Origin of the sequence: Litchfieldella xinjiangensis (genome assembly GCF_000759345.1) — a bacterium.
Taxonomy (GTDB): Bacteria; Pseudomonadota; Gammaproteobacteria; order Pseudomonadales; family Halomonadaceae; genus Litchfieldella_A; species Litchfieldella_A xinjiangensis.
The window spans coordinates 319,913-343,406 of record NZ_JPZL01000003.1; the positions used below are offsets into that span (position 1 = coordinate 319,913).

The window sequence follows — 23,494 nt, forward strand, 5'->3', positions numbered from 1 at the left end:
GGCATCGCTTTGCGTTGCCCCCGGTGGTCTTGCCGATGGTGCTTGATCGTCTTACCTTCATTGGGCTGCGTAACTTGTCCCACGTCGAGTTGCGACCCTCCGCGGGTATCAACGTGATCGTTGGCGCCAATGGTAGCGGCAAGACCAGTTTGCTCGAAGGAATCCATTTGTTGGGTATGGGGCGTTCGTTTCGAACCTCACAAGTCAAGCACGCTATCGCTCATGATGCTGCCACACTCACACTCCATGCCAGGTTAAGGGGTGACCCACCCATACCGCTAGGTATACGTCGTCAGCGAGAAGGATCAGAGATGGAGATGCGCATGGCCGGTGAGCGGGTCAGCCGCATCTCTCAGCTTGTTGAAGCACTACCGCTGCAGCTGATCAATCCGGATGCGTTTCGCCTACTCGAGGGGTCGCCCTCACATCGGCGTGAATTCCTGGACTGGGGCGTGTTTCACGTGAAACATGACTTCCTCACCATCTGGAAGCACGTCAGGCGTGCACTGAAACATCGGAATGCCTTGTTGAGGCATGGTAGAATGGACGAGCGTTCACTTGCCGTTTGGGAAGGAGAATTCGCTCATTGGAGCGAACAGCTCGATACGCTGCGAGCCGCCTACTTCGAGGCTTTTCTCCCTATTTTCGACGAGACATTGAACGAGCTTTTGCCTCAGGCATCGCTGTCGCTGCGCTACACGCGGGGGTGGGACCGTCAACGTGACTTGAATGATATTCTTCGCATGTCACGGGACTCCGATCGTCAGATGGGATTCACGCAGCAAGGCCCCCAGCGTGCCGATCTCAAGCTGCGAGTGGGGAAGCGGCCGGCGATAGAGGTTTTGTCCCGTGGCCAGCAGAAACTGATCGTCAGTGCGATGAAGCTGGCCCAGGGGCGGTTGCTCGAGCAGCGCACATCACGTACCTGCGTTTACTTGATCGATGACTTGCCGGCGGAGCTGGATGCACACCATCGTCAGGTCTTCTGCCGATGGCTTGAGCAGATGCGCTGCCAAGTATTTATTACGAGTGTTGACCCGGAAACGCTGCAGCAATCATGGCAACCGGATACGTCGGTCTCCATGTTTCACGTGAAACATGGGAAGGTCGACACACTGAAAGAGTTCACGACGGAGTAGTCAATGAGCGAGCAAGCTTACGACTCATCGAGCATCAAGGTACTCAAGGGCCTGGATGCAGTACGCAAACGTCCCGGCATGTATATCGGCGACACCGATGACGGAACTGGCCTTCACCACATGGTGTTCGAGCTGGTGGACAACTCCATCGATGAAGCTCTGGCGGGCCATTGCAGCGAAATCCGCGTCGTTATCCATCCCGATGAGACCATTACGGTCAGTGATAACGGGCGTGGCATTCCTACAGACCTCCACGAGGGTGAGGGTGTCTCGGCGGCTGAAGTCATCATGACGGTGCTGCACGCCGGCGGTAAGTTCGATGACAACTCCTACAAGGTCTCCGGCGGGCTGCATGGCGTGGGCGTCTCGGTGGTCAATGCGTTGTCAGAGGAATTGAAGCTGACAATATGGCGTGCCGGCGAAGTCTTTGAACAGATTTATCACCACGGCGTACCTGATACGCCACTGGCCGCTATCGGCAAGACCGAGAAAAGTGGGACACGCGTTCATTTCAAGCCTTCGCCACTGACGTTTGCCAATATCGAGTTCCATTACGATATTCTGGCCAAGCGGCTGCGTGAGTTGTCGTTTCTGAACTCCGGTGTGGCGATTCGTTTGTTGGATGAGCGCAGCGGCAAGGAAGAGCTGTTCCACTACGAAGGTGGTCTCAAGGCCTTCGTCGACCATTTGAACACCAACAAGACGGCTATCAATCCGGTGTTCCATTTCAATGCCCAGCGCGAAGACGGTGTTGAAGTGGAAGTGGCGATGCAGTGGAACGATACGTTCTCCGAGAATATTTTCTGTTATACCAACAACATACCTCAGCGTGACGGGGGTACCCACCTGGCGGGCTTCCGTGCCGCGCTGACCCGCACACTGAACAATTACGTGGAAGCGGAAGGGTTGCTCAAGAAGGCCAAGGTGAATACATCTGGCGATGATGCCCGAGAAGGGCTGACGGCGATCGTCTCGGTCAAGGTACCCGATCCGAAGTTTTCTTCGCAGACCAAGGACAAGCTCGTCTCGTCCGAAGTCAAGACGGCCGTCGAGCAGGAAATGGGCCGCTTGTTCAGCGATTATCTGGTTGAGCGCCCCAACGAAGCCAAGGCCATCGTCAACAAGATGTTGGAAGCGGCACGTGCCCGTGAAGCGGCGCGCAAGGCACGTGACATGACGCGCCGTAAGGGCGCGCTGGATATCGCGGGCTTACCTGGAAAGCTGGCGGACTGTCAGGAGAAGGATCCCAGCCTCTCAGAGCTCTATCTTGTCGAGGGCGACTCGGCCGGGGGGAGCGCGAAGCAGGGCCGTGATCGTCGTACTCAGGCCATCCTGCCGCTCAAGGGCAAGATCCTCAATGTCGAGAAAGCGCGCTTCGACAAGATGCTGTCGTCAGCCGAAGTGGGAACGCTGATTACCGCGCTGGGCTGTGGTATCGGCCGCGAAGAGTTCAACCCAGACAAGCTTCGCTATCACTCCATCATCATCATGACCGACGCCGATGTCGATGGCTCGCACATCCGCACGCTACTGCTGACGTTCTTCTTCCGTCAGATGTCGCAGTTGATCGAGCGGGGCCATGTCTTCATCGCCCAGCCTCCGCTCTACAAGATCAAGCGTGGCAAGCAGGAAAGTTATCTCAAGGATGAACAAGCCTTGATCAACTACCTGACCACCACTGCATTGGATGGGGCGCGACTCTACGTCAATGCCGATGCACCGGGCATCAGTGGCGAGCATCTTGAGAAGCTGGTCGATCAATACCGGGATGTCATGCACCGTATCGACCGTTTGTCTCGTGTGTACCCCAATGAAGTGCTACGCAAGATCGTCCATGCGGCCCCGCTTGAAGGCGAAGAGAGCCTCAAGGACCGTGTCACGATGCAGAACTGGATCGATGAGCTTCAGCGCGATATGGACGCTCTGATCGCCCATGAAGGCGGTCCGCGTTATACCTTCCAATTGCAGGAAGACGCTGAGCGCGGCGTTTATCTGCCCAGCGTGGTGCTGACTGCTCACGGGGTGTCGACCGACTATGTCTGGGGTGTCGATTTCTTCCGCAGTGCAGATTACCGGGCAATCGCCGGGCTTGGGCAGACGCTGGACGGGCTGATCGAAGAGGGTGCTTATGTCGCGAGAGGCGAGAGGCAACAACCCGTTTCGACATTCTACGAAGCGCTCGAGTGGTTGATGAAGGAAGCGCAGCGTGGCTTCTCGATCCAGCGCTACAAGGGTCTTGGAGAAATGAACCCGGACCAGTTGTGGGATACCACCATGAATCCCGATACGCGCCGCATGTTGCGTGTTTCGATCGAGGATGCGGTGGCTGCCGACATGATGTTCAACACCTTGATGGGTGATGAAGTCGAGCCGCGACGAGACTTCATTGAGCGCTTCGCGCTGGTGGCCAATCTGGATGTCTAACGCTCGTCTCTAGGGTGCTCGCACCTAAATAATGTTTCACGTGGAACAAACAAAACGCCAGCCTTCGGGCTGGCGTTTTGTTTGGTACTATCTGCTGCGAATACCAGCAGCCAAGCTATCTGCATCAGATACGACGAACGGTCATATCTGATAGCTCAACACTTGGTGCGTCAACCGAGTAACCAATCGACAAAGCCTGATAGGTCATCGAATCGCCTGGCATCGATACCCGCCTGCGAAAGCAGCTGCTCGGTATTGCTGCCCTTGCCGGTACGGACCAGAATCGGATGGCAGCCCACGGCAGTGCCGGCTTGTAGGTCACGTAAGCTATCGCCCACCATCCAGCTCCCTTCAAGAGAATCCAGGCCCAGGGTATCGCGGATTTCTGTCAGCAAGCCAGGCAAAGGCTTTCGACAAGTGCAGCCGTCATCGGGGCCATGCGGGCAGTGAGCAACGTGACTCAGCTTACCACCCGCCTGGTTGACGTGTTCATGCATGGCTTCGTGAATGGCAGCGAGGGTCGTTTCGTCATAATAGCCGCGGGCGATCCCTGACTGGTTCGTTGCCACTGCGACAGTGAAGCCGGCCTTGGTCAGCCTAGCGATACCCTCGATAGCACTAGGATAGGGATGCCACTCAGCCAGTGACTTGATATAGGCATCCGAATCTTCATTGATGACCCCGTCGCGATCTAAAATCACTAGCTTGTCGGCTTGTAACATTTGCTGGCTCTCATGAAGACGGCTGGCGTCATGTTTCACGTGAAACATAGACGAGAAAGGCCGGCACAAGGGCCGGCCTTCATTAGACAATCACAGTGCTGCCTATATCGCTCAGTGCTGGAGCTCCGAAATATCGGCAACCTCGAGGAAGGCACTTTGCAAGCTGGCCAGTAGCGACAGTCGGTTGGCCCGCAAGGACTCATCGTCGACGACGACCATCACGTCATCGAAGAAGCGGTCCACAGGACTACGCAGACCGGCAAGCACATCGAGCGCCTCGCTGTATCGGGCCTGTTGAATCAGGGGCTCGATCTCGCTGCGCCGACGGATAAGCGACTCCGCCAATTCGACTTCGGCTGGCTCATGTAACAGTGAAGCATCTACCGTTATCGACCCATCATGCTGCTGCTTGGCAAGGATATTGGAGACGCGCTTGTTGGCGGCGGCGAGCGCGGCCGCTTCCTCACGACGCGAGAAGCTATCTACCGCCCTGACACGGTTCGCGAAGTCGAGCGGCTTGGTGACGCCGCGGGCGCGAACCGCCAGGTAGACATCGGTGGTGATGCCTTCGTCCTGGGACCAGGCACGCAGACGCTCCAGCATGTACTCGAGCACATCCTCGACAAGGCCCTCACTCTTGGGCAGGGCTTGATGCTGTGCAGCGGCGAGTGACAGCAAGTCCCTCAGGTCGAGATCCAGCTCGCCCTTGATCAGAATATTGAGCACGCCGATGGCCGCGCGACGCAGGGCGAAAGGATCCTTGGTGCCGGTGGGCCGCTGCCCGATGCCGAAGATGCCCGTCAAGGTGTCCAGTCGATCGGCCAGGGCCAGCGCCATGCCCGTGCGCGACTGAGGGATGGCATCGCCGGCAAAGCGTGGCAGGTATTGCTCGTGTAACGCCTGCGCGACTTCCGTCGGCTCACAGTCCTGCTGGGCGTAGTAATAGCCCATCGTGCCTTGGAGCTCCGGGAACTCCAGGACCATTTCCGTGACCAGGTCGCATTTGGCGAGTTGTGCGGCACGCTCTGCCTGGGGTACGTCCCCACCGATGCGCTCGGCGATATGGCTGGCTACCACCGCCGTGCGAGTCGCCTTGTCGGCCAGGGTACCCAGCTGCTGCTGGAAGACCACATTGGCCAACCCCTTGCGGCGTGCATCGAGCGTCGTCTTGCGGTCGGTCTCGTAGAAGAAGGCCGCATCGGCAAGGCGAGGACGGATGACCTTCTCATTGCCTTCGATGACGCGCTGCGGCTCATGGCTCTCGATGTTGGCTACGGTAATGAACAGGGGCTTGAGACTGCCCTGGTCATCTAGCAGATGGAAATATTTCTGGTTGGCCTTCATCGACGAAATCAGGCATTCCGGCGGTACGTCCAGGAAGCGCTCATCGAAACTTCCCGTCAGGGCGACCGGCCACTCCACCAGGCCACTGACCTCGGTCAGCAGCGTCTCGTCGATTACTGCCGTGGCGTCGGCGACCTCGGCTTCGGCTAGCACCTGCTCGCGGATACGTTCGCGACGGCGTGTGCGGTCGGCGAGCACATAGGCGTTTTCCAAGGCCTCGAGGTATTGATCGGCGTGTGAAAGCTCGATGGCAGCCGGGGCATGGAAGCGATGGCCATAGGTCACACGGCCCGACGCGAGTCCCAGAATCTCGGTCTCGACGATCTCTTCGCCCAACAGCATTACCAGCCAGTGAACGGGGCGTGAAAACTCGATGCGTGAGGCACCCCAACGCATATTTTTGGGAATGGGGAGGGCTGAAATAGCCTTGTCGGCAATGGCGGGCAGCAGGCGATGAGTGGCTTCACCCTGCTGTTGCTCACGATAGCCGAGCCAAGTGCCCTTGTCGGTCTCGAGATGAATGAGATCGCTGACCTCGACGCCACAGGAGCGGGCAAAGCCTTCTGCGGCCTTGGTGGGCTGGCCATCCTTGAACGCGGCAGCCAGTGCGGGCCCGCGGCGCTCTACCTCACGATCCGGCTGCTTGTCAGACAGAGCCTCGATTCGCACGGCCAGGCGTCGCGGGGTAGCATAGGCCGTCACATCCCCATGGGCGACATCAGCATCGCTAAGACCATCGCTGAGGCCGCGGGCCAGGGCATCGGCGAGCGGATCGATAGCGGCGGGGGGCAGCTCCTCGACACCCAATTCGAGCAAGAAGGTCGTCGTTGCCATGCTCATGCATCTCCCTGTTCGGCAAGTGGGGCATCGGTCAATAGTTGGTTGCGCAGCGCTTCGGGCGCCATGGGGAAGCCGGCCGCCTTACGGGACTCGTAATAGGCGTGAGCCACATCACGTGCCATGGTGCGCACCCGGAGGATATAGCGCTGTCTCTCGGTCACCGAAATGGCGTGACGGGCGTCAAGCAGGTTGAACGTATGTGAGGCTTTCAGGACCATCTCATAGGCAGGAAGCGGGAGCCCCGCCTCGAGCAGCTTGGCGCATTCCTGCTCATGATGATCGAATGACGCGAACAGGGCGGGCACATCGGCATGCTCGAAGTTATACGCCGATTGCTCACGCTCGTTCTGGAGATAGACATCACCATAGGTGACGCGGGATCCGTCCGGTGCCACGGCCCATACCAGATCGTAGACACTGTCCACGTCCTGAAGATACATGGCGATACGCTCGAGCCCGTAGGTCAACTCACCGGTGACGGGGAAACATTCGATGCCGCCGGCCTGCTGGAAATAGGTAAACTGGGTCACTTCCATGCCGTTGAGCCAGACTTCCCAACCCAGGCCCCAGGCACCCAGCGTGGGCGATTCCCAATTGTCCTCGACGAAGCGAATGTCATGCACCAGCGGATCGATGCCCAGGCGCTGCAGCGAGCCCAGATACAGGGCTTGAAGGTCGCTGGGAGAAGGCTTCATGACGACCTGGAACTGATAGTAATGCTGCAGGCGGTTGGGGTTCTCGCCATAGCGGCCGTCGGTGGGACGACGCGACGGCTGAACATAGGCGGAATTCCAGGTCTCGGGGCCGATGGAACGCAGGAAGGTAGCGGGGTGGAAGGTGCCGGCCCCGACTTCCATGTCCAGGGGCTGCAAGATCACGCACCCCTGTTCGGCCCAGTACTGTTGCAGGGCGAGGATCAGGCCCTGGAAGGTTGTCACGTCAGGCGTCGACTGTGTCATTGGTGAAGCACCGTTGGCCCATGAATTCAAGAACCGCCAAGTATACAATTACCGGTCAGACGGTTATAGGCACGAGGCGGAATGCATCCGCAACCGATAGGCTGCGATGCATACGCCCGACAAGAGGATCCGACATGATCGTAGTCACAGGCGGCGCCGGCTTTATCGGAGCCAACCTGGTCAAGGCGCTCAACGCGCGAGGCCATCAGGATGTCATGGTGGTCGACGACCTGAGCGACGGGACCAAGTTCGTCAACCTGGCGGATTGCACGCTCGGCGATTACCTGGACAAGGACGACTTCCGCCGTCGTGCCGAGGCCGAATTGCGTGATGACAGGACGGTCTCCTGGTTGCCCCCCATCGAGGCGATCTTCCACGAGGGCGCCTGCTCGGATACCACCGAGTGGGATGGCAAGTTCATGCTCGACAATAACTTCGAATACTCGAAGGTATTGCTGCACTTCTGCCAATTGAGGAAGATTCCTTTTCTCTATGCCTCGTCCGCCGCGACCTACGGCGGCAGCGATGTGTTCGTCGAGTCGCCGGAGTATGAGAAGCCGCTCAACGTCTATGGCTACTCCAAGCTGCTCTTCGACCAATATGTCCGTGCCCGGTGGGCCACTTTCGATAGCCAGGTCGTGGGCTTTCGCTATTTCAATGTGTATGGGCCACGCGAGCAGCACAAGGGCAAGATGGCTAGTGTCGCCTACCATCACCACACCCAGGTCAGCGCGGGAGAGAACCCACGCCTGTTCGGTGCCTGGGAAGGCTTTGAGGCCGGCATGCAGAGTCGCGACTTCGTTTATGTCGGCGATGTCGTCGAGGTCAACTTGTGGTTCCTGGATCATCCCGGGCAGTCGGGCATCTTCAATCTGGGCACGGGGCGGGCCGAGCCGTTCCAGGCCATAGCCGACACCGTGATCGCCTACCACGGGCGGGGCCACGTCGAGTACATCGATTTTCCCGAAGAGCTCAAGGGTCGCTATCAGAGCTATACCCGTGCCGACATCTCACGCCTACGCGAGGCCGGCTATCAGAAAGAGTTCATGACCGTTGCCCAAGGCGTGCAGCGCTATCTGGAGTGGTTGCATGGGTGACACCTCGGCACCCCGCATCCTGGTGGTCGGGCCCTCATGGGTGGGCGACATGGTCATGGCGCAGAGCTTGTTCATCACGCTCAAGCAGCGCTACCCGGCTTGCCGCATCGGGGTAGTGGCACCGGCGTGGTCCGAGCCGATCCTGGCGCGTATGGACGAGGTCGAGGAGGTGGTGCCGCTGGACGTCGGGCATGGCCAGCTAGGCTGGTCGCACCGGCATCAGCTGGCCCGCCAGCTGCGTGGCCGCTACGATCGTGCCATCGTGCTGCCGCGCTCCTGGAAGTCGGCGCTGGTACCGTTCCTGGCGCGTATCCCCCAGCGTAGCGGTTTTACCGGAGAGCAGCGCTGGGGACTGCTCAATGATCGTCGCGCGCTCGACAAGGCGCTGCTTGACCAGACCGTCAAGCGATTCGTCTCGCTGGGGCTACCTGAGGCGGAGGTCTCGGTTGGCGACTTCGCGATTCCCCAGCCGCGGCTGCGTGTCGATCCGGATAACCTCGTCAACCTGCGCATGGCCCACCGGCTCTCGTCGCGCCCGGCCATCGGCATGATGCCTGGCGCGGAATTTGGTCCGGCCAAGCAGTGGCCGCTCGATTTCTTTCACCGAGTCGCCGCCGCGCTAGTGGAGGAGGGCTATGAGATCCGCATCCTGGGCGGCAAGAAGGAGGCGATGGCCGGCGAAACCATTCGAGGGGAGCTTCCGCATGTCGTTAACCTGTGCGGCAAGACGCGACTCGAGGATGCCGTCGATCTTCTTGCCGAATGCCGACAGGTCGTGACTAACGATTCGGGCCTGATGCATGTCGCCGCTGCCGTGGGAACACGTATCCAGGCGCTGTATGGTTCTTCATCGCCCATCTACACACCGCCGCTGACCGACAATGCCGAGATCCACTACCTGGGGCTCAGCTGCTCCCCCTGCTTCGAGCGCCACTGCCCGCTGGGGCATACCAATTGCTTGAATACCCTGATGCCGGAGCGGGTCCTGGGGGCCATTCGTACCGCGGCCTAGGGCAGCTCCGAGACGTTGTCCCCCGTAGCGGCGTCCGCCGGTGTCTCTGTGACCTGTTGAGTGACGGCGCTCTCGCGGGAAGGCTCAGCTTCCTCTTCGGCCCGCCGCTGGGGCTGTAGTCCATCCCATATGCGTTGTTGCAAGGCGCTTTCTTCGCGCAGACGGCGGTTGATTTCCTCGATACCGTTGCGTTCGACCAGCGTCTGTACCGGCGAGAGCAGCGAAACCCCCAGGCCGGCACGGTGCTGGTCGATGCCATAGCCCATGGCTTCCAGAATGGTGGGAAACACATCCAGCATCGATGCCTTGCGCTGGATGCGGGCCGGTGCGAGGTCCTCGCCCAGCAGGATGAAGGTATTCTCGCGCGGGCCGGCAATCAGCTGCTCCCAGGCAGAGACCTTCATGGTCAGGTGATCGCTTGCGACCACCACCAGGGTATTGTCGAGCAGTCCCTCGCGCTTCAATCGCTTGAGCAGGTCGCGGGCCAGCCAGGCGCTACACTCGACCGAGTAGAGAATGTTCACGCCGTCGAATTCGCCCTGGCGCTCCAGGCAGCGCTGGGCCGGGTGTCCGTAAGGGGCATGGCCGGAAATCGTCAGCCCGAAGAAGCCCCACGGTGCCTCACCTGCATCGAGTTTTCGGATCTCTTCCACGGCGAAGTCGAAGAGCGTGTCGTCGTAGAGCCCCCAGTCATTGAGATATTCTGGATCGCTCATCCGGGTCGACAGTGCCTCACGACCGTAGACGTCATCGAAGCCATGGCCTCGATAGAACAGCCCCTTGCCGGCAAATTCGGTGCTGGCTCCGCCCATGTAGGTGAGCGAATAGCCTTCCTGATCGAGCAGGTCGCCCAGGCAATCGACGCCCGGGACGACTGCATCCAGCGGTTCGAACTGCCGGTCGTGCAGGAGGCCGGCGGGCATCAATGGAATCCCGCACTGGCTGGCGATCATCCCGGCCATGGTCCAGCCGGTATTGTCGAGCTGCTGAATCCCCTCGAACACCACGCCGTCCTCGCCGATGGCTTCCAGCTCTGCATAGGCTTCGCCAAATCGCGCGCGATCGGCATAGGTACGCTCGATGCTTTCAAGATAGAGATAGAGCAGGTTGGGTCGCTCTTGCGGCCATTCCAGGATGCGAGGCGCGATGTAGCGGCGATCGAGCCACTTGCCATCCTCGGTGACGATGGCCGCCCCACGCTGTGTGATGCCGAACAACAACGGGTTGGTCGCCAGCAATACCAGAACCAATACGCGTTCCAGCAACCGCCAGCGATGGTCATGGCGGACCAGCCAGGTGAACGCGACCAGGCTGAGAACGGCGCAGGTCGTATAGATCACCGCTGCGGTGATCCGGCTGACGCCCCCATGGTCGGTCATGCCCGCCTGGAGATGGAAGAAGATCGCCGCCAGGTCGACCTTACCGAAGCTATCGGCCAGGTAGAGGTAGACCCACCACAGGGCCAGCGGCAAGAGCGACCAGGGCCAGATCCGCTTGGGAGGACGCGCGTGGCGTGGGTTGCCCCATTGGAAGCGATAGGCCAGAAGCAGCCATACGGCCAGCACGCCGATGATCAGAGGCCAGGGTAGTATGAACAGCGACACGACGGCATACCCCAGGCATAGGCCAAGGAAGCCGAGCGCCCACCAGCGTGGCTGGCGAAGCAGGGGATGACGTAACAACGAATGCATCGACGAGGCCACTTGGTGTGAATCGATAGCTAGCTTAGCAATTTCGCGTGTGGGAAGCAGGCCAGATAGGTCTAGGCACCCGGTCTTTTTGCTTCACTTTCGTACAATTCATTGAGTTTGGCGTATTTCATGTAGGCATGGAAAGCCGTGGTGATGGCCACGGTCATGCCATCGCCTCCCTGAAACAGGCCGCCCTTGAAGACCAACTTGCGAAGGATAGCGGTTAGGGCATGCAGGGCGGGACGGTATGCGGAGGGACGAACGCCGCGCTCCTTCATGGCCCAGGCATCACGGGTCGATAACTGGTCGATACGCTGGATCCAATGAGACAGGTTTTCGTACGTAAAATGACGGATATGCCCTTGGGTATGCTCGACCTTCGGGGCGCTGACCGCAGCGTGAGCTTTTCTGTCTTCGTAGCCTGCCCGGGTACGGTTATATAGGCGCACGACCGCATCGGGGTAGAAGCCGGCGGCACGGATCCAATGGTGACCCACGAAATTCTTGCGGCGAAAACCGTAGGCGACAGAGGCATTGTCGAGACTCAAGGATTCGATGATCGCTATCGCATCGTCATCTAGCCGCTCGTCGGCATCCAGCGCCAATATCCAATCGTTCTTGGCGTAAGGCACACCGAAGGCCTTTTGAGGTCCATCGCCCAGATAGGCCTGTTCGATGACACGGGCCCCTTCGGCAGTGGCGATGCGTACGGTATCGTCCTGGCTGAGCGAGTCCACGACGATGACTTCATCGCACACGCGCCGTAGAGACCGTATGCAGTCAGCGATACCTTCGGCTTCATTCAGGGTGATGACGATGCCACTGATCGAACTCATGAACGTGTCTCTCGAGGCTGTGATAAGAGGAGAGCAAGAATATCGTTAGTTGCCACGCCCAGGTCGATACGCGACATGTCCGTCTGCTCGGCATCGGCGGGGGGGGTGAAGGGCGACGAGCGCTTGGCGGGATAAAATCCAGCCGTTGGCACATTCAGGCAACCGGCAATATGCAGTGGGCCTGTCGAGCCGGCAATGAACAGGTCGGCTGCCGCCAGGCTCAGGGCGAAATCCTCCAACCCATCCCGTGCCGGGAGACGATAGGCGTCGAGTCCCTTGCCGGACAGGCTGGCCTGAAGTCGCTCGGCACCCGGCTCTTCTCCCGGTCCGGCGGTGAGTACCCAGATGGGGCGTTGCTCGGCCGGCATGCGCCGATCGATGGCGGTCGCCAGCGAAGCGTACTGCAGTGAGGCCAGGTTGACTGCCGAACCGCCGCTTCCCCGATGGACGAAAACCCACGGCCTGGCCGTGTCCAGCCCCAGCTCCTTGGCGAGCCGTTCTCGCTGGGCGGTACGGGTTCCCTCGGGGAGCGGCCAGTACGGAGGATGCACGTCATCAGGCGGTTGCTGACCAAGCCGAGTCAGCAGGGCGCCGGCGAGTTCCAGGTTATAGCGATATTCGGGCTTCCTGGAGCGCGACCTGCGCTGGGTGATGCGATGGTTGTAGAATATCTGCGCCCATTTCGTCGCCGGGGCCAGTCGTTGAGGAATGCCAGACCGCCACCCCAGCCATCCGATGCGCGGCGTCGAATACAAGGTCAACAAGGCGTCGTAGTTGCCCTGGCGCAGCTGGGCGAGCAAGACCCGTTGTACCGCCCGCTCTGTCTTGTCGCCCGGGTCGACGATCACCTCATCGATCCAGGGGCAGGCACGCGCCAGCGGCGCGGTATAACCTGGCACCAGCACACTGATATGGTTGCCGGGGTGCGCTTGTTTGAGACAGGCCAGTGCCGGCCAGGCCAGCATGAAATCACCCAGCTTGTCGTTGCGCACGACCAGAATGCGCTGCGCTTGAGGTTGCGTCATAAAAGGAGCCACCCGTTGTCATCCCAGATTTTGCATATCTGTCTTTCCAGCGGCTGGGGCGGTCTGGAAATGTACCCGGCCCGTATTGTACCCGAGCTGAGACGCCAAGGGTGGGAGCCCCATGCGTTGGCGCTCGCCGGTTCCCGAGTCGCGGACAGCCTGCGCGAGGCGGGTGTCGAGCCGTTGACGGTGGCCTCGCGCGGCCGGGCTCTGCTCCAGGTGCCACGTCTGCTGCGCTATTTGCGAGAGCATGACATCGAGGCGATCCATTGTCACAAGTCGAGCGATTTGCGTCTGGCAGCCCTGCTCAAGTCGCTGCGGCCGAGCCTGGCGCTGTTCTTCACCGATCACATGGGGGTGACCCGGCCCAAGAAGGATGTGTACCACCGTTGGGCCTACGGCAAGTTGTCACGACTCTTCTCGATCAGCGAAGCCACCCGGGCCCGCAACCTCGAGGCATTCCCCTTGCCGGCGTCGCGGATACGACGCCTCTATCTGGGGATCGACCCGACGCCCTACACGCCCTCGCTCACCGCCCCACAGCGGGACGCTCTGAGAGAGGCACTCGGTATCCCCGCGGCGAGTGTCGCCATCGGCGTTCCGGGGCGTCTGAGTCCCGGCAAGGGCCAGCAGGTGTGGATCGAGGCCCTGGGCCGGATGGCGACTCGCCATCCTGAGCTGGCTTTCCATGGTGTAATTGTGGGCGGGCTTCAGGCCGACCAGGGGGCCAACGTAGCCTATGTCGGCGAACTGCAGTCGCAGGTGGCGGCGTTGGGGCTCACGCAGCAGGTATCGTTTACCGGGTTTCGTCGCGACCTACCCGGATTGTTTACCGCCCTGGATATCGTCTGTATCCCCTCACGCAACGAAGCCTTCGGTCTGACGGTGATCGAAGCCATGGCGGCAGGGAAGGCCATCGTAGGGTCGGCGAGCGGGGCGATACCCGAGATACTCGATGAGCGATGCGGTCGCCTGGCGGATCCCGCCGACCCCGATGCATGGGCGAAGGCGATGGCCGAACTGGCGCGGGACACTGAACTTCGTGAGCGCCTCGGTAGCGCGGCGTCGCGAGTCGCGCGTGAGCGCTTTTCTCTGACGGCGCATGTGGCCTCGCTCGTCGACGAGTACCGTCAGGCCGAGGCATAGCCGCGGCGGATGGCTACCATCGCGTGGGTAGCCGAGAACTTGGCCAGCGAGCGCTCGAGTCGTTCGAGGTTGGCTTCTCGCCATTTCCCGGGGCCGCGCAGCCGACAGCGGTCGAGATCGATCAGCCACACGCGTTCTGCCGTGTCGACGAGCAGGTTGCGGGCGTTGAGGTCGACATGATCCAGGCCTGCATCGTGAAAACGACGAATCGTGGCACCGACCCGCTCGAGCAGGCGCTCGTCGGCCTCTGACAACCGGTCGGCGAGGGCCTGGGCGCCGGGCAGCCGGGTGGTGATCAGGGCAGCCTCGTAGGTCATGGCATGGCGCCAGACACAGGCGCCCACGGGGCGAGGCACCGGCAAGCCCCGCGAATGCAGGTCGGCGGTGAGACGCATCTCGCGGAAGGCACGACTACGCTCGCTTCCGGTCCATAGGTAGCGTGTATCACTGACCTTGGCGATGAGGCCGCCACGTCGGTAGGGCCGCAGCACCCATTGTTGGTCGCCGGCCCTAACGAACAAGCTTGCCCCGCGACCGGGAGCCTCGCCGGTAACGGCGTCACGGGCCTGCCAGAATTCAGCCGTGAAGTGCGCCGGGGTAATTTGTGGCGTTCCAGTGGCGTCACTTACACTGTGCGCATCGAATAGAATGTAAACCCGGCCTTCTTGGAAGCGTATCAATCGCATGAAGCATCCTCTGCCCGCCCATCCCGAGCGCATCTGCATACTGCGCCTGTCCGCGTTGGGCGATGTGTGCAACCTGGTGCCCACCCTGCGCGCCTTGCAGCGACAGTGGCCGCAGGTGCACATTACCTGGATCATAGGCCAGGGCGAGCACAGTCTACTGGCGGGCTTACCCGGGGTCGAGTTCGTGGTTTACGACAAGCGAACCGGCCTTGCCGGCATGCGCGAGATCTGGCGACGCCTCGCCGACACCCGCTTCGATGCGCTGCTGCACATGCAACAGTCGTTGCGTGCCAGCGTGCTTTCCCTGGGCCTCAAGGCGCGTGTGCGCATCGGCTACGACCGGGAACGCAGCAAGGATGGACAGCGCTGGTTCACCCGGCACCACATCCCGCCCAACCCTCGCGCCCATGTCGTCGACTCGTTCCTGGATTTCGCCCGTACGCTAGGTGTCGAGGACGCCATTGCCTCGACCCCGGAGTGGCGGCTTCCGATCCCCGACGAGGCTCGCAATGCCGCTCGGCGGCTGACGGGCGGTAATGCCTACCTGCTGGTCACTCCCTGCACCAGCGCGCGTGCCAACAATTTTCGCAATTGGACGGTAGAGGGATACGCGACCGTGGCCGAGTACGCCTGGGTCCAGTACGGGCTCAAGACGGTGCTGACCGGCAGTGGTACGACCCAGGAGCGCGAAATGGGGGCCCGCATCGCCGAGCTTGCCCCAGCCGAGGCGATCATCGATACCATCGGTGATGCCTCGCTCAAGACCCTGCTGGCCCTGATCGACGAGGCACGGGCCGTGATCGCCCCGGATACCGGTCCTGCTCACATGGCCAATGCATTGGCTACCCCCGTGATCGGCCTGTACGCTACCTCCAATCCCGATCGCACCGGGCCTTACCGGTGGCGGCATCTTCTCGTCAATCGCTATCCCGAGGCGTTGCACCACTACTTGCACAAGACGGTCGATGATCTGCCGTGGGGTCACCGGGTGCGCCATCCCGAGGCCATGGCATTGATCCATGCCGATGACGTCATTGCGCGTCTGGATTCCCTATTGTCGGAGCCAATCGATGAAGCTTGATCTTACCGCGCTGGAACAGGCCCGCGTGCTGGTGGTGGGCGATGTCATGCTGGATCGCTACTGGCATGGCGGTACCTCGCGCATCTCTCCCGAGGCCCCGGTGCCGGTGGTCAAGGTCGACGAAAGCGAGGACCGCCCCGGGGGCGCGGCCAACGTGGCGCTGAACATTGCCGCGCTGGGCGGGCATGCCGCGCTGGCGGGCCTGGTCGGCGACGATGCCAACGCCGACTTGCTGCTCGAATGCCTGGAAGCGGCCAATGTACGCACGCATTTCCAGCGTAGCGGCGAGGTGCCGACGATCACCAAGTTACGCGTGATGAGCCGCAACCAGCAGCTGATTCGCCTCGATTTCGAGCAGGGCCTCGGTGAAGTGGATACACGGGTGCTGCTCGAGCATGTCGAGAAGGCGCTACCCGACGTGGATCTGGTGATTCTGTCGGATTACGGCAAGGGGACGCTCAACCGAATCGAAGCGCTGATCGGGTTGGTCCACGCGGCCGGCAAGCGAGTCCTGATCGATCCCAAGGGTAACGATTTCGCACGCTATCGCGGCGCCAGCGTGATTACGCCCAACCTGGCCGAGTTCGAGGCCGTGGTCGGCCATTGTCGCGACGATGCGGAACTGGCGACCAAGGGCGAGGCCCTGCGCGCCGAGCTGGGGCTTGAGGCCCTGCTGATCACGCGTAGCGAACGCGGCATGACTCTGATTCGCGAAGGGCATGCACCGCTGCACATTCCCACCCGTGCCCGGGAAGTGTTCGATGTCACCGGCGCCGGCGATACCGTCATCGGAGTACTGGGGTTGTCATTGGCGGCGGGTCACGGTTTCCCCGAAGCCATGACCCTGGCCAACCTGGCGGCGGGCCTGGTCGTGGCCAAGCCGGGGACGGCAACGCTCTCCGTCGCCGAGCTGTATACCGCCTTGCACGGCGACAAGCTGGCCGAGTTCGGTGTGATCGATGCGCCCGCATTGGTCGAGGCGGTCCAGGCCGCCCAGGCACGGGGCGAGCGGGTAGTGATGACCAACGGCTGCTTCGATATCCTGCATGCCGGTCATGTGGCGTATCTCGAGCATGCCCGAGAACTCGGCGACCGGCTGATCGTGGCGGTCAATGACGATGCCTCCATTGCCCGCCTCAAGGGGCCCAAGCGACCGATCAACCCGCTCAACCGGCGGATGCAGGTCCTGTCTGGCCTGGCTGCGGTAGATTGGGTCGTGCCCTTCAGCGACGATACCCCGGCCCGCCTTATCGAGGCGGTACTGCCCGATATCCTGGTCAAGGGCGGGGATTATCGCCCCGAGGACATCGCCGGAGGGGAAGCGGTCATTGCCAATGGCGGTGAAGTCAGGGTGCTCGGCTTCGAGGATGGCGTATCCACCACGGCCATGATTACCACCATCCTCGACCGCGAGCGCTGATGGGTCGCAACGGCTGGGCACGCTGGCTCTATTCGGCGGTTCTCTATGGGTTGTCGCCCCTTGTATGGAAGCGTGTCTGGCGTGAGCGGGCGCTCACTCACTCCCGCTGGCAACGGCTGGGTTTCGTTCCCCGTTCGTCAGCGGGTCGCGCGGTGATCTGGCTGCATTGCGCGTCGGTGGGCGAAGTGCTGGCGGCCCAACCGCTGATCGAGACCCTGCTGGAGCGGTATCCCGGTAGGGAGCTGGTCGTGAGTACCATGACCGCTACCGGGGCGGAGCGCGTCCAGGCCATCGCCGACTCGCGGCAGACGCGCGGCCAGGCCGGTCACTTGCGTCACTGTTTCATCGCGCTGGACTTCCCCGGTGCTGCGCGGCGCTTCGTCAGACGCCTGCGTCCGCAGGCAGCGATCATTTTCGAGACCGAGCTGTGGCCCAACGTGCTGGCCGCATGCCACTCACGTGAGGTTCCGGTGGTGGTGAGCAATGGTCGCCTCTCGCCGCGTGCCTTCGAGGGGTATCGACGAGTGCGTCCGTTGATGCGGGATGCCCTGTCCCATGTGACGTGGTTGGCCGCCAAGTCCGATGCCGATGCCGAGCGTTTCCAGGCGCTGGGTATGGCAGTGGAGCATGTGACGGTCGTCGGCTCGTTGAAGTTCGATTTTCTGCCGAATGACGCGGAATTCGAGCGAAGTGAGCGCTTACGTACATTGCTCGGGCAACGACCCGCCTGGGTCGCCGGTTCGACCCATCCTGGCGAGGACGAGCAGGTACTGGCCGCCCATGCCGTCTTGCTCGAGTCACAGCCGGACGCATTATTGATCCTCGTGCCGCGGCATCCCCAGCGCTTCGACGCCGTGGCCGCCCTTTGCCGCGAACACGGCTTCACGCTGGCGCGCCGCTCTCAGGAAGAGCGCCCCGAAGCCGGTACCCAGGTGTATCTCGCCGATACCATGGGGGAACTGCTGGGGTTCTATGGCGCGGCGATGGTTGCCTTCGTGGGCGGTAGCCTGGCGCCGATAGGCGGGCATAACCTGCTCGAGCCGGCGGCCATGGGTACGCCGGTGATCACCGGGAAGCATCTCGATAATTTTCTCGACGTGGCTGCGACCCTGCGTGAGGCCGATGTCCTGCTCGAAGTGGACGACGCCACTGCACTTGGCCGTGAATTAATTCGCTTGTTCGACGACCCTGATGAACGGGAGCGGCTCAGCCGCACCGGCCAAGCCGTGATCGAGGCCAATCGGGGCGCGCTCAAGCGAACCCTGGATGGCCTGGCGACCTATCTAGAAGAGAAGTGAGTGCTCACTTGCTAGAACGCTCGACACCGGTCTCGGTGCCCAGCAGGAGAATGTCTGCCCCGCGGGCGGCGAACAGGCCATTGGTGACCACGCCGACGATGGCGTTGATGCGCGCCTCCATGGCGACCGGGTCGGCAATGGCGAAATCGTAGCAGTCGATGATCTGGTTGCCGTTATCGGTCACCACACCTTGACGATAGACCGGATCAGCGCCCAGCTTGACCAGCTCGCGGGCGACGTAGGAGCGCGCCATGGGGATGACCTCCACCGGCAGCTGAAAGTGGCCCAGGGTCTCGACCCGCTTCGAGGCATCAGCGATGCAGATGAAGCGATCGGCGCAGGCCGCGACGATTTTCTCGCGGGTCAATGCTGCGCCGCCGCCCTTGATCATGTGCAGCTGGGGATCGATTTCATCGGCGCCATCGATATAGAACGGTACGCTGCCGGTCGTGTTGAGTTCGAAGATCTCGATACCGTGACCTTCGAGCCGTGCAGCGGTGGCATCGGAGCTGGCCACCGCCCCCTTGAATTCGTCACGAAGCTCGGCCAGGCGGTCGATGAAGTAATTGGCCGTCGAGCCGGTACCTACGCCGAGGATGGTATTGCGGTCGAGCCAGGGGCGAATTTCGTCGATGGCGGCAGCGGCTACGGCATCCTTGAGTTCATCTTGGGTCATGCGGAGATCCTGGTCGGGTCGATAAGCGTCGGGGGGCTAGTATAGGCGACTCGAGGCCCGGTGTAGATGCACGCCGCTGGACGCCACGCTTGCCGATCTGCTACCAATAGGAGCCTTTCCAGCCATATCGCTTCCGCTCACGTCCCGTGCGCGACTGTCAGGACACCAGGATGCTCGAAGACACCGTCAAGAAGATACTCCAGGCCCGCGTTTACGAGGCCGCCTGCGAAACGCCCATCTCCCCCGCGTCCTTCCTGTCCCGTCGTCTCAATAACCGTATCCTGATCAAGCGTGAGGACCTGCAGCCGGTTTACTCGTTCAAGATTCGTGGCGCCTATAACAAGATGGCCCAGCTTTCCGAGGCACAGAAAGCCAAGGGGGTCATCGCTGCGTCGGCCGGCAATCATGCCCAGGGGCTGGCCATGGCCGCCAAGCTGATGGGGGTCAAGGCGGTAATCGTGATGCCGCGCATTACACCGGATATCAAGGTCCAGGCGGTGCGCGCCCGGGGGGCCAAGGTCGTGCTCAGGGGCGACGCCTTTTCCGAGGCACTGGAACATGCACGCGAGCTGATCGCCGAGCATGGCTATACCTATATCCCGCCCTTCGACGACATCGACGTCATCGCCGGCCAGGGAACCGTCGCCATGGAGATCCTGCGCCAGCATAGTGGCCCGCTGGATGCCATCTTCGTTCCGGTGGGGGGTGGCGGGCTGATTGCCGGCGTGGCGGCCTACGTGAAATACCTGCGTCCCGACATCAAGGTGATCGGCGTCGAGGCCGAGGATAGTGCCTGCCTCAAGGCTGCCATGGCGGCAGGCGAACGCGTAACCCTCGATCAGGTAGGGGTCTTTGCCGAAGGGGTCGCCGTGGCCCAGATCGGCGAGGTGCCCTTCGCCATTGCCCGCGACCTGATCGACGACGTGATCACCGTCAATACCGATGAGATATGTGCGGCGGTCAAGGATATCTTCGAGGATACCCGCGCCGTGTCGGAGACCTCGGGGGCGTTGTCATTGGCCGGTCTCAAGAAGTACATCCAGCAGACCGGCGCCAAGGACGAGACGCTGGTCTGTATCAATTCCGGCGCCAATACCAACTTCGACCGACTGCAGCACATCGCCGAGCGCACGGAGCTCGGGGAACAGCGGGAGGCCATCCTGGCGGTAGAAATTCCAGAGCGTCCGGGCAGCTTCAAGAAATTCTGCAAGACCATCGGTAAACGCATGGTGACCGAATTCAACTACCGCTATGCCGATACCGAGCATGCGCATATCTTCGTCGGAGTGCAGGTCAAACCTGGAGGCGACGATCGACGGGCCGTAATCGACAAGCTGCGCGAGTCCGGTTATCCGGTCGAGGATCTGACCGATAATGAACTCGCCAAACTGCATATTCGCCATCTCGGTGGCGGGCGTCCCCGGAAACATTTCGACGAAGAAGTCTATCGATTCGAGTTCCCCGAGCGTCCCGGTGCGTTGATGAATTTCCTGACACATCTGCCCGCCGACTGGAATATATCCCTGTTCCATTATCGTAATCATGGCGCGGCCTATGGCCGGGTACTGGTTGGTATGCAGGTGCCCAACGGTGACCGGACCCATGTCGAGGAGTACTTCGACGATATCGGGTACCGCTACTGGAAGGAATCCGAGAACCCGGCGTACCGGCTATTCATGGCCTGAAGTAAGCGCTAACTCACGTCGAAGCCAAGAAATAGCATACGTTTCGTTATGTAATCTTGGCTTGGGGACGATTGTCATTCCATTGCCTTAGCCCTATAGTCGATTCCTGTCGTCATAGGGCGACTCACGTGAGTCATATCGCAACAACACGCTCTACGGAGTCAGGCAATGAAGCGCAAGCCCGATCTGGTCATGGCATTGATGTTGGTCTTCGGCATCGGTGTAGTGGCAACCGGCTATGCACAAGCCCTGGTGGGCAGTTAGTCGCAGACAGACGCAGGAAAACGAATAATTTCTAGTGTCATGACCAGAGCATATCCCCGGCAGACGAGTGATCGTCTGCCGGTTTTTTTGGCGCGTCTTTTGTTTCGTCTCAGGGGCGAATCACGCCGCGATCGCTCACGATCGCATCCAGGGGGACGTCCCATGAGGCCGTAGGCAGCTCGGAGACTTCCTGTACGGCATGCGCAACTCCGAACAAGCGAGGGCGAGGTCCGGGACGGCGTGTGAAGGCAAAGCTGCGATCGTAGAAGCCGCCCCCCATGCCCATGCGTCGGCCATGCCGGTCGAAGCCCACCAGAGGCAACAACACCAGATCGAGTCGCCAGGGGGGCACGCGCCGAGCACGGTGCGCGCCATGTTGGGTGTCGGGTTCAGCGATGCCGAAACGGTTACGCACCATGGGTGTGCCGGCGTGATAGTGAACGAACCATAGGCGGTTTTCAGCCAGCGGTTGCAACACCGGCAGGTAGACCTTGGCGCCGCGCCGCTCCCACCAGTCGATCATGGGGGTCGGGTCGATCTCGCCGTCGTTGGGCAGGTACAGGGCGATATGGCGCGCTCGTTGCACCTCGGGCAACTGGCGCAGATGGCGGCACAGCGATCGGGCAGCGCTGCGTTGTGCGGACCGGTTCAGCGCGCGGCGACGGGTTCGCAGCGTCCGACGAAGGGCCTGGCGGCGAGCCGCTTCGGGCAGCGTCGCCCATTCGGCAGGAATGTCGAAAGGGGCATGCTCAGCCATGATCCGCCGTCGTTCAGTAATGGAGTTCCCCAGAATGCCGCTGTCGTTCTGGCCCTTGAACCCATTGGTTCAAGGTGGGTGGCCGCAGACAGACCGTCAGGCTTTCCGACGCACGGACATGCACACGGGTCTGTCTAGCAATTGGCCCCCTGGGTACTGCGCATAGGCTCGAGGGACTATAACGACTGGCGTACATCCCAGGGAACAGTCTTCATCCTAACAGAGGCTGGGGGCCATCGCCAAAGTGGCGACAGGCTATCTTGCCGGGGCGTCGGCCAGGGCCCGCTCGAGACGCTCGCCGATGCGGGCCAGCGAAGCTTCGCCTTCCTTACGCTCTTCAAGGACCTCGAGCAGCTCGTGGGCGATGTTGAGTGCCGCCATGACGGCGATCTTTTCGGCGCCGAGTACCTTGCCGCGGGCATGGATACCATGCATGGCGCGATCGAGATAGCGTGCGGCACGCTTGAGCTTGTCCTGTTCATCGGGGGGGCAGGCGATGACGTAGCCCCGCCCGAGCAGGGTAATTTCGGTAGTGGTAGGTCGAGCGTCGTCACTCATCGCGGGCTCCTGGCGGGCCGGGTGCATCCAGGTGGCAGGATGCAGGAACAGCTGCCGCCTGATTTCCTGTGTCTGTAGATAGCGCGTGAGCGGGGGGCCCTCGCCGCCGCCTCGCCCAACGCCTAGAATGTCGGGGTACGACGCACTATACGAGGGCCGTTTGCGAACGGTCAACGCACCGTTTTCGTACGGCTGGCCGTCGCATGATGCGAATGGCTGCCGGCCCGATTCCCCCAGACCACGGAACCCCGCATGTCCCTGATCAACGAGCGCCTCGATTTCTCCACCCTGGCCAACGTTTTCCTGTTGCATGGGAGTCTGCAATCACCGGCTTTTCTCGACGGCCGCCTCGCTGCCGAGCTGGCGCTACGCGACATCTCCGCCGAAGTGTGGCTGGAGGAAGTCTGTGCCGCGCTGGGCGTCGAGCAGCCGCGCGATCCTGAGAGTGGCGAAGCCCTGCTGGGCTGGCGCCGGCAGGCACTCGATGACCTGAGCGCCGCCGAACTCGACTACATGCCGCTGCTGCCTGATGACATGTTCTCGCTCTCCGAACAGGCCCAGGGACTCCAGGAGTGGAGCCAGGGCTTCCTCGAGGGCCTGTCGTCGGTGGACGAGGCGACGCGCCAGCACTGGTCCGCCAACCTGCGTGAAGCAATCGAGGATCTCGCCACCCTGGCGTCGCTCGATGTCGAACTCGACGACAGCAGCGAGAACGAGAATGACCTGTTCGCCTTGACCGAGCATGCCCGGATGGCCGCCATGCTGCTGTATACCGAGCAGCACCCCGGCAAGCCCCAGGTCGAACAGTCCCCGCAATGACTGCCACCCAACCAG

20 protein-coding genes and 1 other RNA gene are annotated in these 23,494 nt (G+C 61.5%); 10 read left to right on the forward strand and 11 right to left on the reverse strand.

Annotated elements, in window-relative coordinates:
* The first annotated feature begins 35 nt into the window (after positions 1 to 35).
* The gene (recF, locus tag JH15_RS13740; protein ID WP_043531709.1) at positions 36 to 1,139 is read left to right on the forward strand and encodes a DNA replication/repair protein RecF; all 1,104 of its coding nucleotides are present in this window, start codon (positions 36 to 38) and stop codon (positions 1,137 to 1,139) included.
* Between the two features lie 3 nt (positions 1,140 to 1,142).
* Entirely contained in the window at positions 1,143 to 3,563 is a 2,421-nt protein-coding gene (gene gyrB, locus JH15_RS13745) for a DNA topoisomerase (ATP-hydrolyzing) subunit B (protein WP_043531291.1), read from the forward strand.
* A 170-nt stretch (positions 3,564 to 3,733) separates the two neighbouring features.
* Here the strand turns inward: gyrB and gmhB are convergent, their stop codons facing one another.
* From gmhB to glyQ, 3 genes are all read right to left on the reverse strand, one after another.
* Entirely contained in the window at positions 3,734 to 4,285 is a 552-nt protein-coding gene (gmhB, locus tag JH15_RS13750) for a D-glycero-beta-D-manno-heptose 1,7-bisphosphate 7-phosphatase (protein ID WP_043531293.1), read from the reverse strand.
* Between the two features lie 111 nt (positions 4,286 to 4,396).
* Positions 4,397 to 6,463, reverse strand: coding sequence for a glycine--tRNA ligase subunit beta (glyS, locus tag JH15_RS13755; RefSeq protein WP_043531295.1), 2,067 nt, complete (start codon positions 6,461 to 6,463; stop codon positions 4,397 to 4,399).
* 2 nt (positions 6,464 to 6,465) lie between these two features.
* A complete protein-coding gene (gene glyQ / locus JH15_RS13760; protein WP_043531298.1) occupies positions 6,466 to 7,428 on the reverse strand; it encodes a glycine--tRNA ligase subunit alpha in 963 nt (320 codons plus the stop codon).
* Positions 7,429 to 7,562: 134 nt separating this feature from the next.
* On the opposite strand from glyQ, the gene rfaD reads away from it, so the two are divergent.
* A complete protein-coding gene (rfaD, locus tag JH15_RS13765; protein WP_043531300.1) occupies positions 7,563 to 8,525 on the forward strand; it encodes an ADP-glyceromanno-heptose 6-epimerase in 963 nt (320 codons plus the stop codon).
* The gene (gene waaF, locus JH15_RS13770; RefSeq protein ID WP_043531302.1) at positions 8,518 to 9,537 is read left to right on the forward strand and encodes a lipopolysaccharide heptosyltransferase II; all 1,020 of its coding nucleotides are present in this window, start codon (positions 8,518 to 8,520) and stop codon (positions 9,535 to 9,537) included. Before rfaD ends, waaF begins: the two co-directional genes overlap by 8 nt.
* On the opposite strand, the gene JH15_RS13775 is transcribed toward waaF, so the two are convergent.
* From JH15_RS13775 to JH15_RS13785, 3 genes are all read right to left on the reverse strand, one after another.
* Positions 9,534 to 11,228, reverse strand: coding sequence for a sulfatase-like hydrolase/transferase (locus tag JH15_RS13775; RefSeq protein WP_043531304.1), 1,695 nt, complete (start codon positions 11,226 to 11,228; stop codon positions 9,534 to 9,536). The genes waaF and JH15_RS13775 overlap by 4 nt on opposite strands.
* Before the next feature lie 71 nt (positions 11,229 to 11,299).
* Complete coding sequence (locus JH15_RS13780; RefSeq protein WP_043531306.1) at positions 11,300 to 12,064, reverse strand: glycosyltransferase family 2 protein; 765 nt, start codon at positions 12,062 to 12,064, stop codon at positions 11,300 to 11,302.
* Positions 12,061 to 13,089 carry a glycosyltransferase family 9 protein gene (locus JH15_RS13785; RefSeq protein ID WP_043531308.1) on the reverse strand — a complete coding sequence of 343 codons (1,029 nt, stop codon included), beginning with the start codon at positions 13,087 to 13,089 and terminating at the stop codon, positions 12,061 to 12,063. The genes JH15_RS13780 and JH15_RS13785 overlap by 4 nt, the downstream gene beginning before the upstream one ends.
* A 15-nt stretch (positions 13,090 to 13,104) precedes the next feature.
* Here JH15_RS13785 and JH15_RS13790 point away from each other — a divergent pair, with 15 nt between their 5' ends.
* Complete coding sequence (locus tag JH15_RS13790) at positions 13,105 to 14,235, forward strand: glycosyltransferase family 4 protein (RefSeq protein ID WP_043531310.1); 1,131 nt, start codon at positions 13,105 to 13,107, stop codon at positions 14,233 to 14,235.
* Here the strand turns inward: JH15_RS13790 and JH15_RS13795 are convergent.
* Positions 14,220 to 14,921 carry a 3-deoxy-D-manno-octulosonic acid kinase gene (locus tag JH15_RS13795; protein ID WP_043531312.1) on the reverse strand — a complete coding sequence of 234 codons (702 nt, stop codon included), beginning with the start codon at positions 14,919 to 14,921 and terminating at the stop codon, positions 14,220 to 14,222. The genes JH15_RS13790 and JH15_RS13795 overlap by 16 nt on opposite strands.
* On the opposite strand from JH15_RS13795, the gene JH15_RS13800 reads away from it, so the two are divergent.
* From JH15_RS13800 to waaA, 3 genes are read left to right on the forward strand one after another with little or no spacing between them, the layout of a single operon-like run.
* Positions 14,920 to 16,002 (forward strand): glycosyltransferase family 9 protein, encoded by a 1,083-nt coding sequence (locus JH15_RS13800; protein ID WP_043531314.1) that lies wholly within the window; start codon positions 14,920 to 14,922, stop codon positions 16,000 to 16,002. The two genes, JH15_RS13795 and JH15_RS13800, sit on opposite strands and share 2 nt — an antisense overlap.
* Positions 15,992 to 17,422 (forward strand): bifunctional D-glycero-beta-D-manno-heptose-7-phosphate kinase/D-glycero-beta-D-manno-heptose 1-phosphate adenylyltransferase HldE, encoded by a 1,431-nt coding sequence (hldE, locus tag JH15_RS13805; protein ID WP_043531316.1) that lies wholly within the window; start codon positions 15,992 to 15,994, stop codon positions 17,420 to 17,422. The genes JH15_RS13800 and hldE overlap by 11 nt, the downstream gene beginning before the upstream one ends.
* The gene (gene waaA / locus JH15_RS13810; RefSeq protein WP_043531318.1) at positions 17,422 to 18,720 is read left to right on the forward strand and encodes a lipid IV(A) 3-deoxy-D-manno-octulosonic acid transferase; all 1,299 of its coding nucleotides are present in this window, start codon (positions 17,422 to 17,424) and stop codon (positions 18,718 to 18,720) included. Before hldE ends, waaA begins: the two co-directional genes overlap by 1 nt.
* Before the next feature lie 4 nt (positions 18,721 to 18,724).
* Here the strand turns inward: waaA and rpiA are convergent, their stop codons facing one another.
* On the reverse strand, positions 18,725 to 19,396 hold the full coding sequence (gene rpiA, locus JH15_RS13815; RefSeq protein ID WP_043531320.1) for a ribose-5-phosphate isomerase RpiA: 672 nt from the start codon (positions 19,394 to 19,396) through the stop codon (positions 18,725 to 18,727).
* A gap of 146 nt (positions 19,397 to 19,542) precedes the next feature.
* Between rpiA and ilvA the strand changes: the two genes are divergently transcribed.
* Positions 19,543 to 21,081, forward strand: a complete 1,539-nt coding sequence (gene ilvA, locus JH15_RS13820; protein ID WP_269319797.1) for a threonine ammonia-lyase, biosynthetic — start codon at positions 19,543 to 19,545, stop codon at positions 21,079 to 21,081.
* Positions 21,082 to 21,454: 373 nt separating this feature from the next.
* On the opposite strand, the gene JH15_RS13825 is transcribed toward ilvA, so the two are convergent.
* From JH15_RS13825 to JH15_RS13830, 3 genes are all read right to left on the reverse strand, one after another.
* Positions 21,455 to 22,102, reverse strand: coding sequence for a 5-formyltetrahydrofolate cyclo-ligase (locus JH15_RS13825; protein WP_081949036.1), 648 nt, complete (start codon positions 22,100 to 22,102; stop codon positions 21,455 to 21,457).
* Between the two features lie 22 nt (positions 22,103 to 22,124).
* Positions 22,125 to 22,309: non-coding RNA, 6S RNA (gene ssrS / locus JH15_RS17845), on the reverse strand.
* Positions 22,310 to 22,357: 48 nt separating this feature from the next.
* Positions 22,358 to 22,660, reverse strand: a complete 303-nt coding sequence (locus JH15_RS13830) for a cell division protein ZapA (RefSeq protein ID WP_043531324.1) — start codon at positions 22,658 to 22,660, stop codon at positions 22,358 to 22,360.
* A 252-nt stretch (positions 22,661 to 22,912) separates the two neighbouring features.
* Between JH15_RS13830 and JH15_RS13835 the strand changes: the two genes are divergently transcribed.
* Positions 22,913 to 23,479 carry a UPF0149 family protein gene (locus JH15_RS13835; protein ID WP_043531326.1) on the forward strand — a complete coding sequence of 189 codons (567 nt, stop codon included), beginning with the start codon at positions 22,913 to 22,915 and terminating at the stop codon, positions 23,477 to 23,479.
* Positions 23,480 to 23,494 lie beyond the last annotated feature (15 nt).

Bases quoted from the DNA above. Each gene is read 5' to 3' on its own strand.
- recF (WP_043531709.1), top strand. From the start codon at position 36: ATGGTGCTTGATCGTCTTACCTTCATTGGGCTGCGTAACTTGTCCCAC.
- gyrB (WP_043531291.1), top strand. From the start codon at position 1,143: ATGAGCGAGCAAGCTTACGACTCATCGAGCATCAAGGTACTCAAGGGC.
- gmhB (WP_043531293.1), bottom strand. From the start codon at position 4,285: ATGTTACAAGCCGACAAGCTAGTGATTTTAGATCGCGACGGGGTCATC.
- glyS (WP_043531295.1), bottom strand. From the start codon at position 6,463: ATGGCAACGACGACCTTCTTGCTCGAATTGGGTGTCGAGGAGCTGCCC.
- glyQ (WP_043531298.1), bottom strand. From the start codon at position 7,428: ATGACACAGTCGACGCCTGACGTGACAACCTTCCAGGGCCTGATCCTC.
- rfaD (WP_043531300.1), top strand. From the start codon at position 7,563: ATGATCGTAGTCACAGGCGGCGCCGGCTTTATCGGAGCCAACCTGGTC.
- waaF (WP_043531302.1), top strand. From the start codon at position 8,518: ATGGGTGACACCTCGGCACCCCGCATCCTGGTGGTCGGGCCCTCATGG.
- JH15_RS13775 (WP_043531304.1), bottom strand. From the start codon at position 11,228: ATGCATTCGTTGTTACGTCATCCCCTGCTTCGCCAGCCACGCTGGTGG.
- JH15_RS13780 (WP_043531306.1), bottom strand. From the start codon at position 12,064: ATGAGTTCGATCAGTGGCATCGTCATCACCCTGAATGAAGCCGAAGGT.
- JH15_RS13785 (WP_043531308.1), bottom strand. From the start codon at position 13,089: ATGACGCAACCTCAAGCGCAGCGCATTCTGGTCGTGCGCAACGACAAG.
- JH15_RS13800 (WP_043531314.1), top strand. From the start codon at position 14,920: ATGAAGCATCCTCTGCCCGCCCATCCCGAGCGCATCTGCATACTGCGC.
- JH15_RS13795 (WP_043531312.1), bottom strand. From the start codon at position 14,921: ATGCGATTGATACGCTTCCAAGAAGGCCGGGTTTACATTCTATTCGAT.
- hldE (WP_043531316.1), top strand. From the start codon at position 15,992: ATGAAGCTTGATCTTACCGCGCTGGAACAGGCCCGCGTGCTGGTGGTG.
- waaA (WP_043531318.1), top strand. From the start codon at position 17,422: ATGGGTCGCAACGGCTGGGCACGCTGGCTCTATTCGGCGGTTCTCTAT.
- rpiA (WP_043531320.1), bottom strand. From the start codon at position 19,396: ATGACCCAAGATGAACTCAAGGATGCCGTAGCCGCTGCCGCCATCGAC.
- JH15_RS13825 (WP_081949036.1), bottom strand. From the start codon at position 22,102: ATGGCTGAGCATGCCCCTTTCGACATTCCTGCCGAATGGGCGACGCTG.
- JH15_RS13830 (WP_043531324.1), bottom strand. From the start codon at position 22,660: ATGAGTGACGACGCTCGACCTACCACTACCGAAATTACCCTGCTCGGG.
- JH15_RS13835 (WP_043531326.1), top strand. From the start codon at position 22,913: ATGTCCCTGATCAACGAGCGCCTCGATTTCTCCACCCTGGCCAACGTT.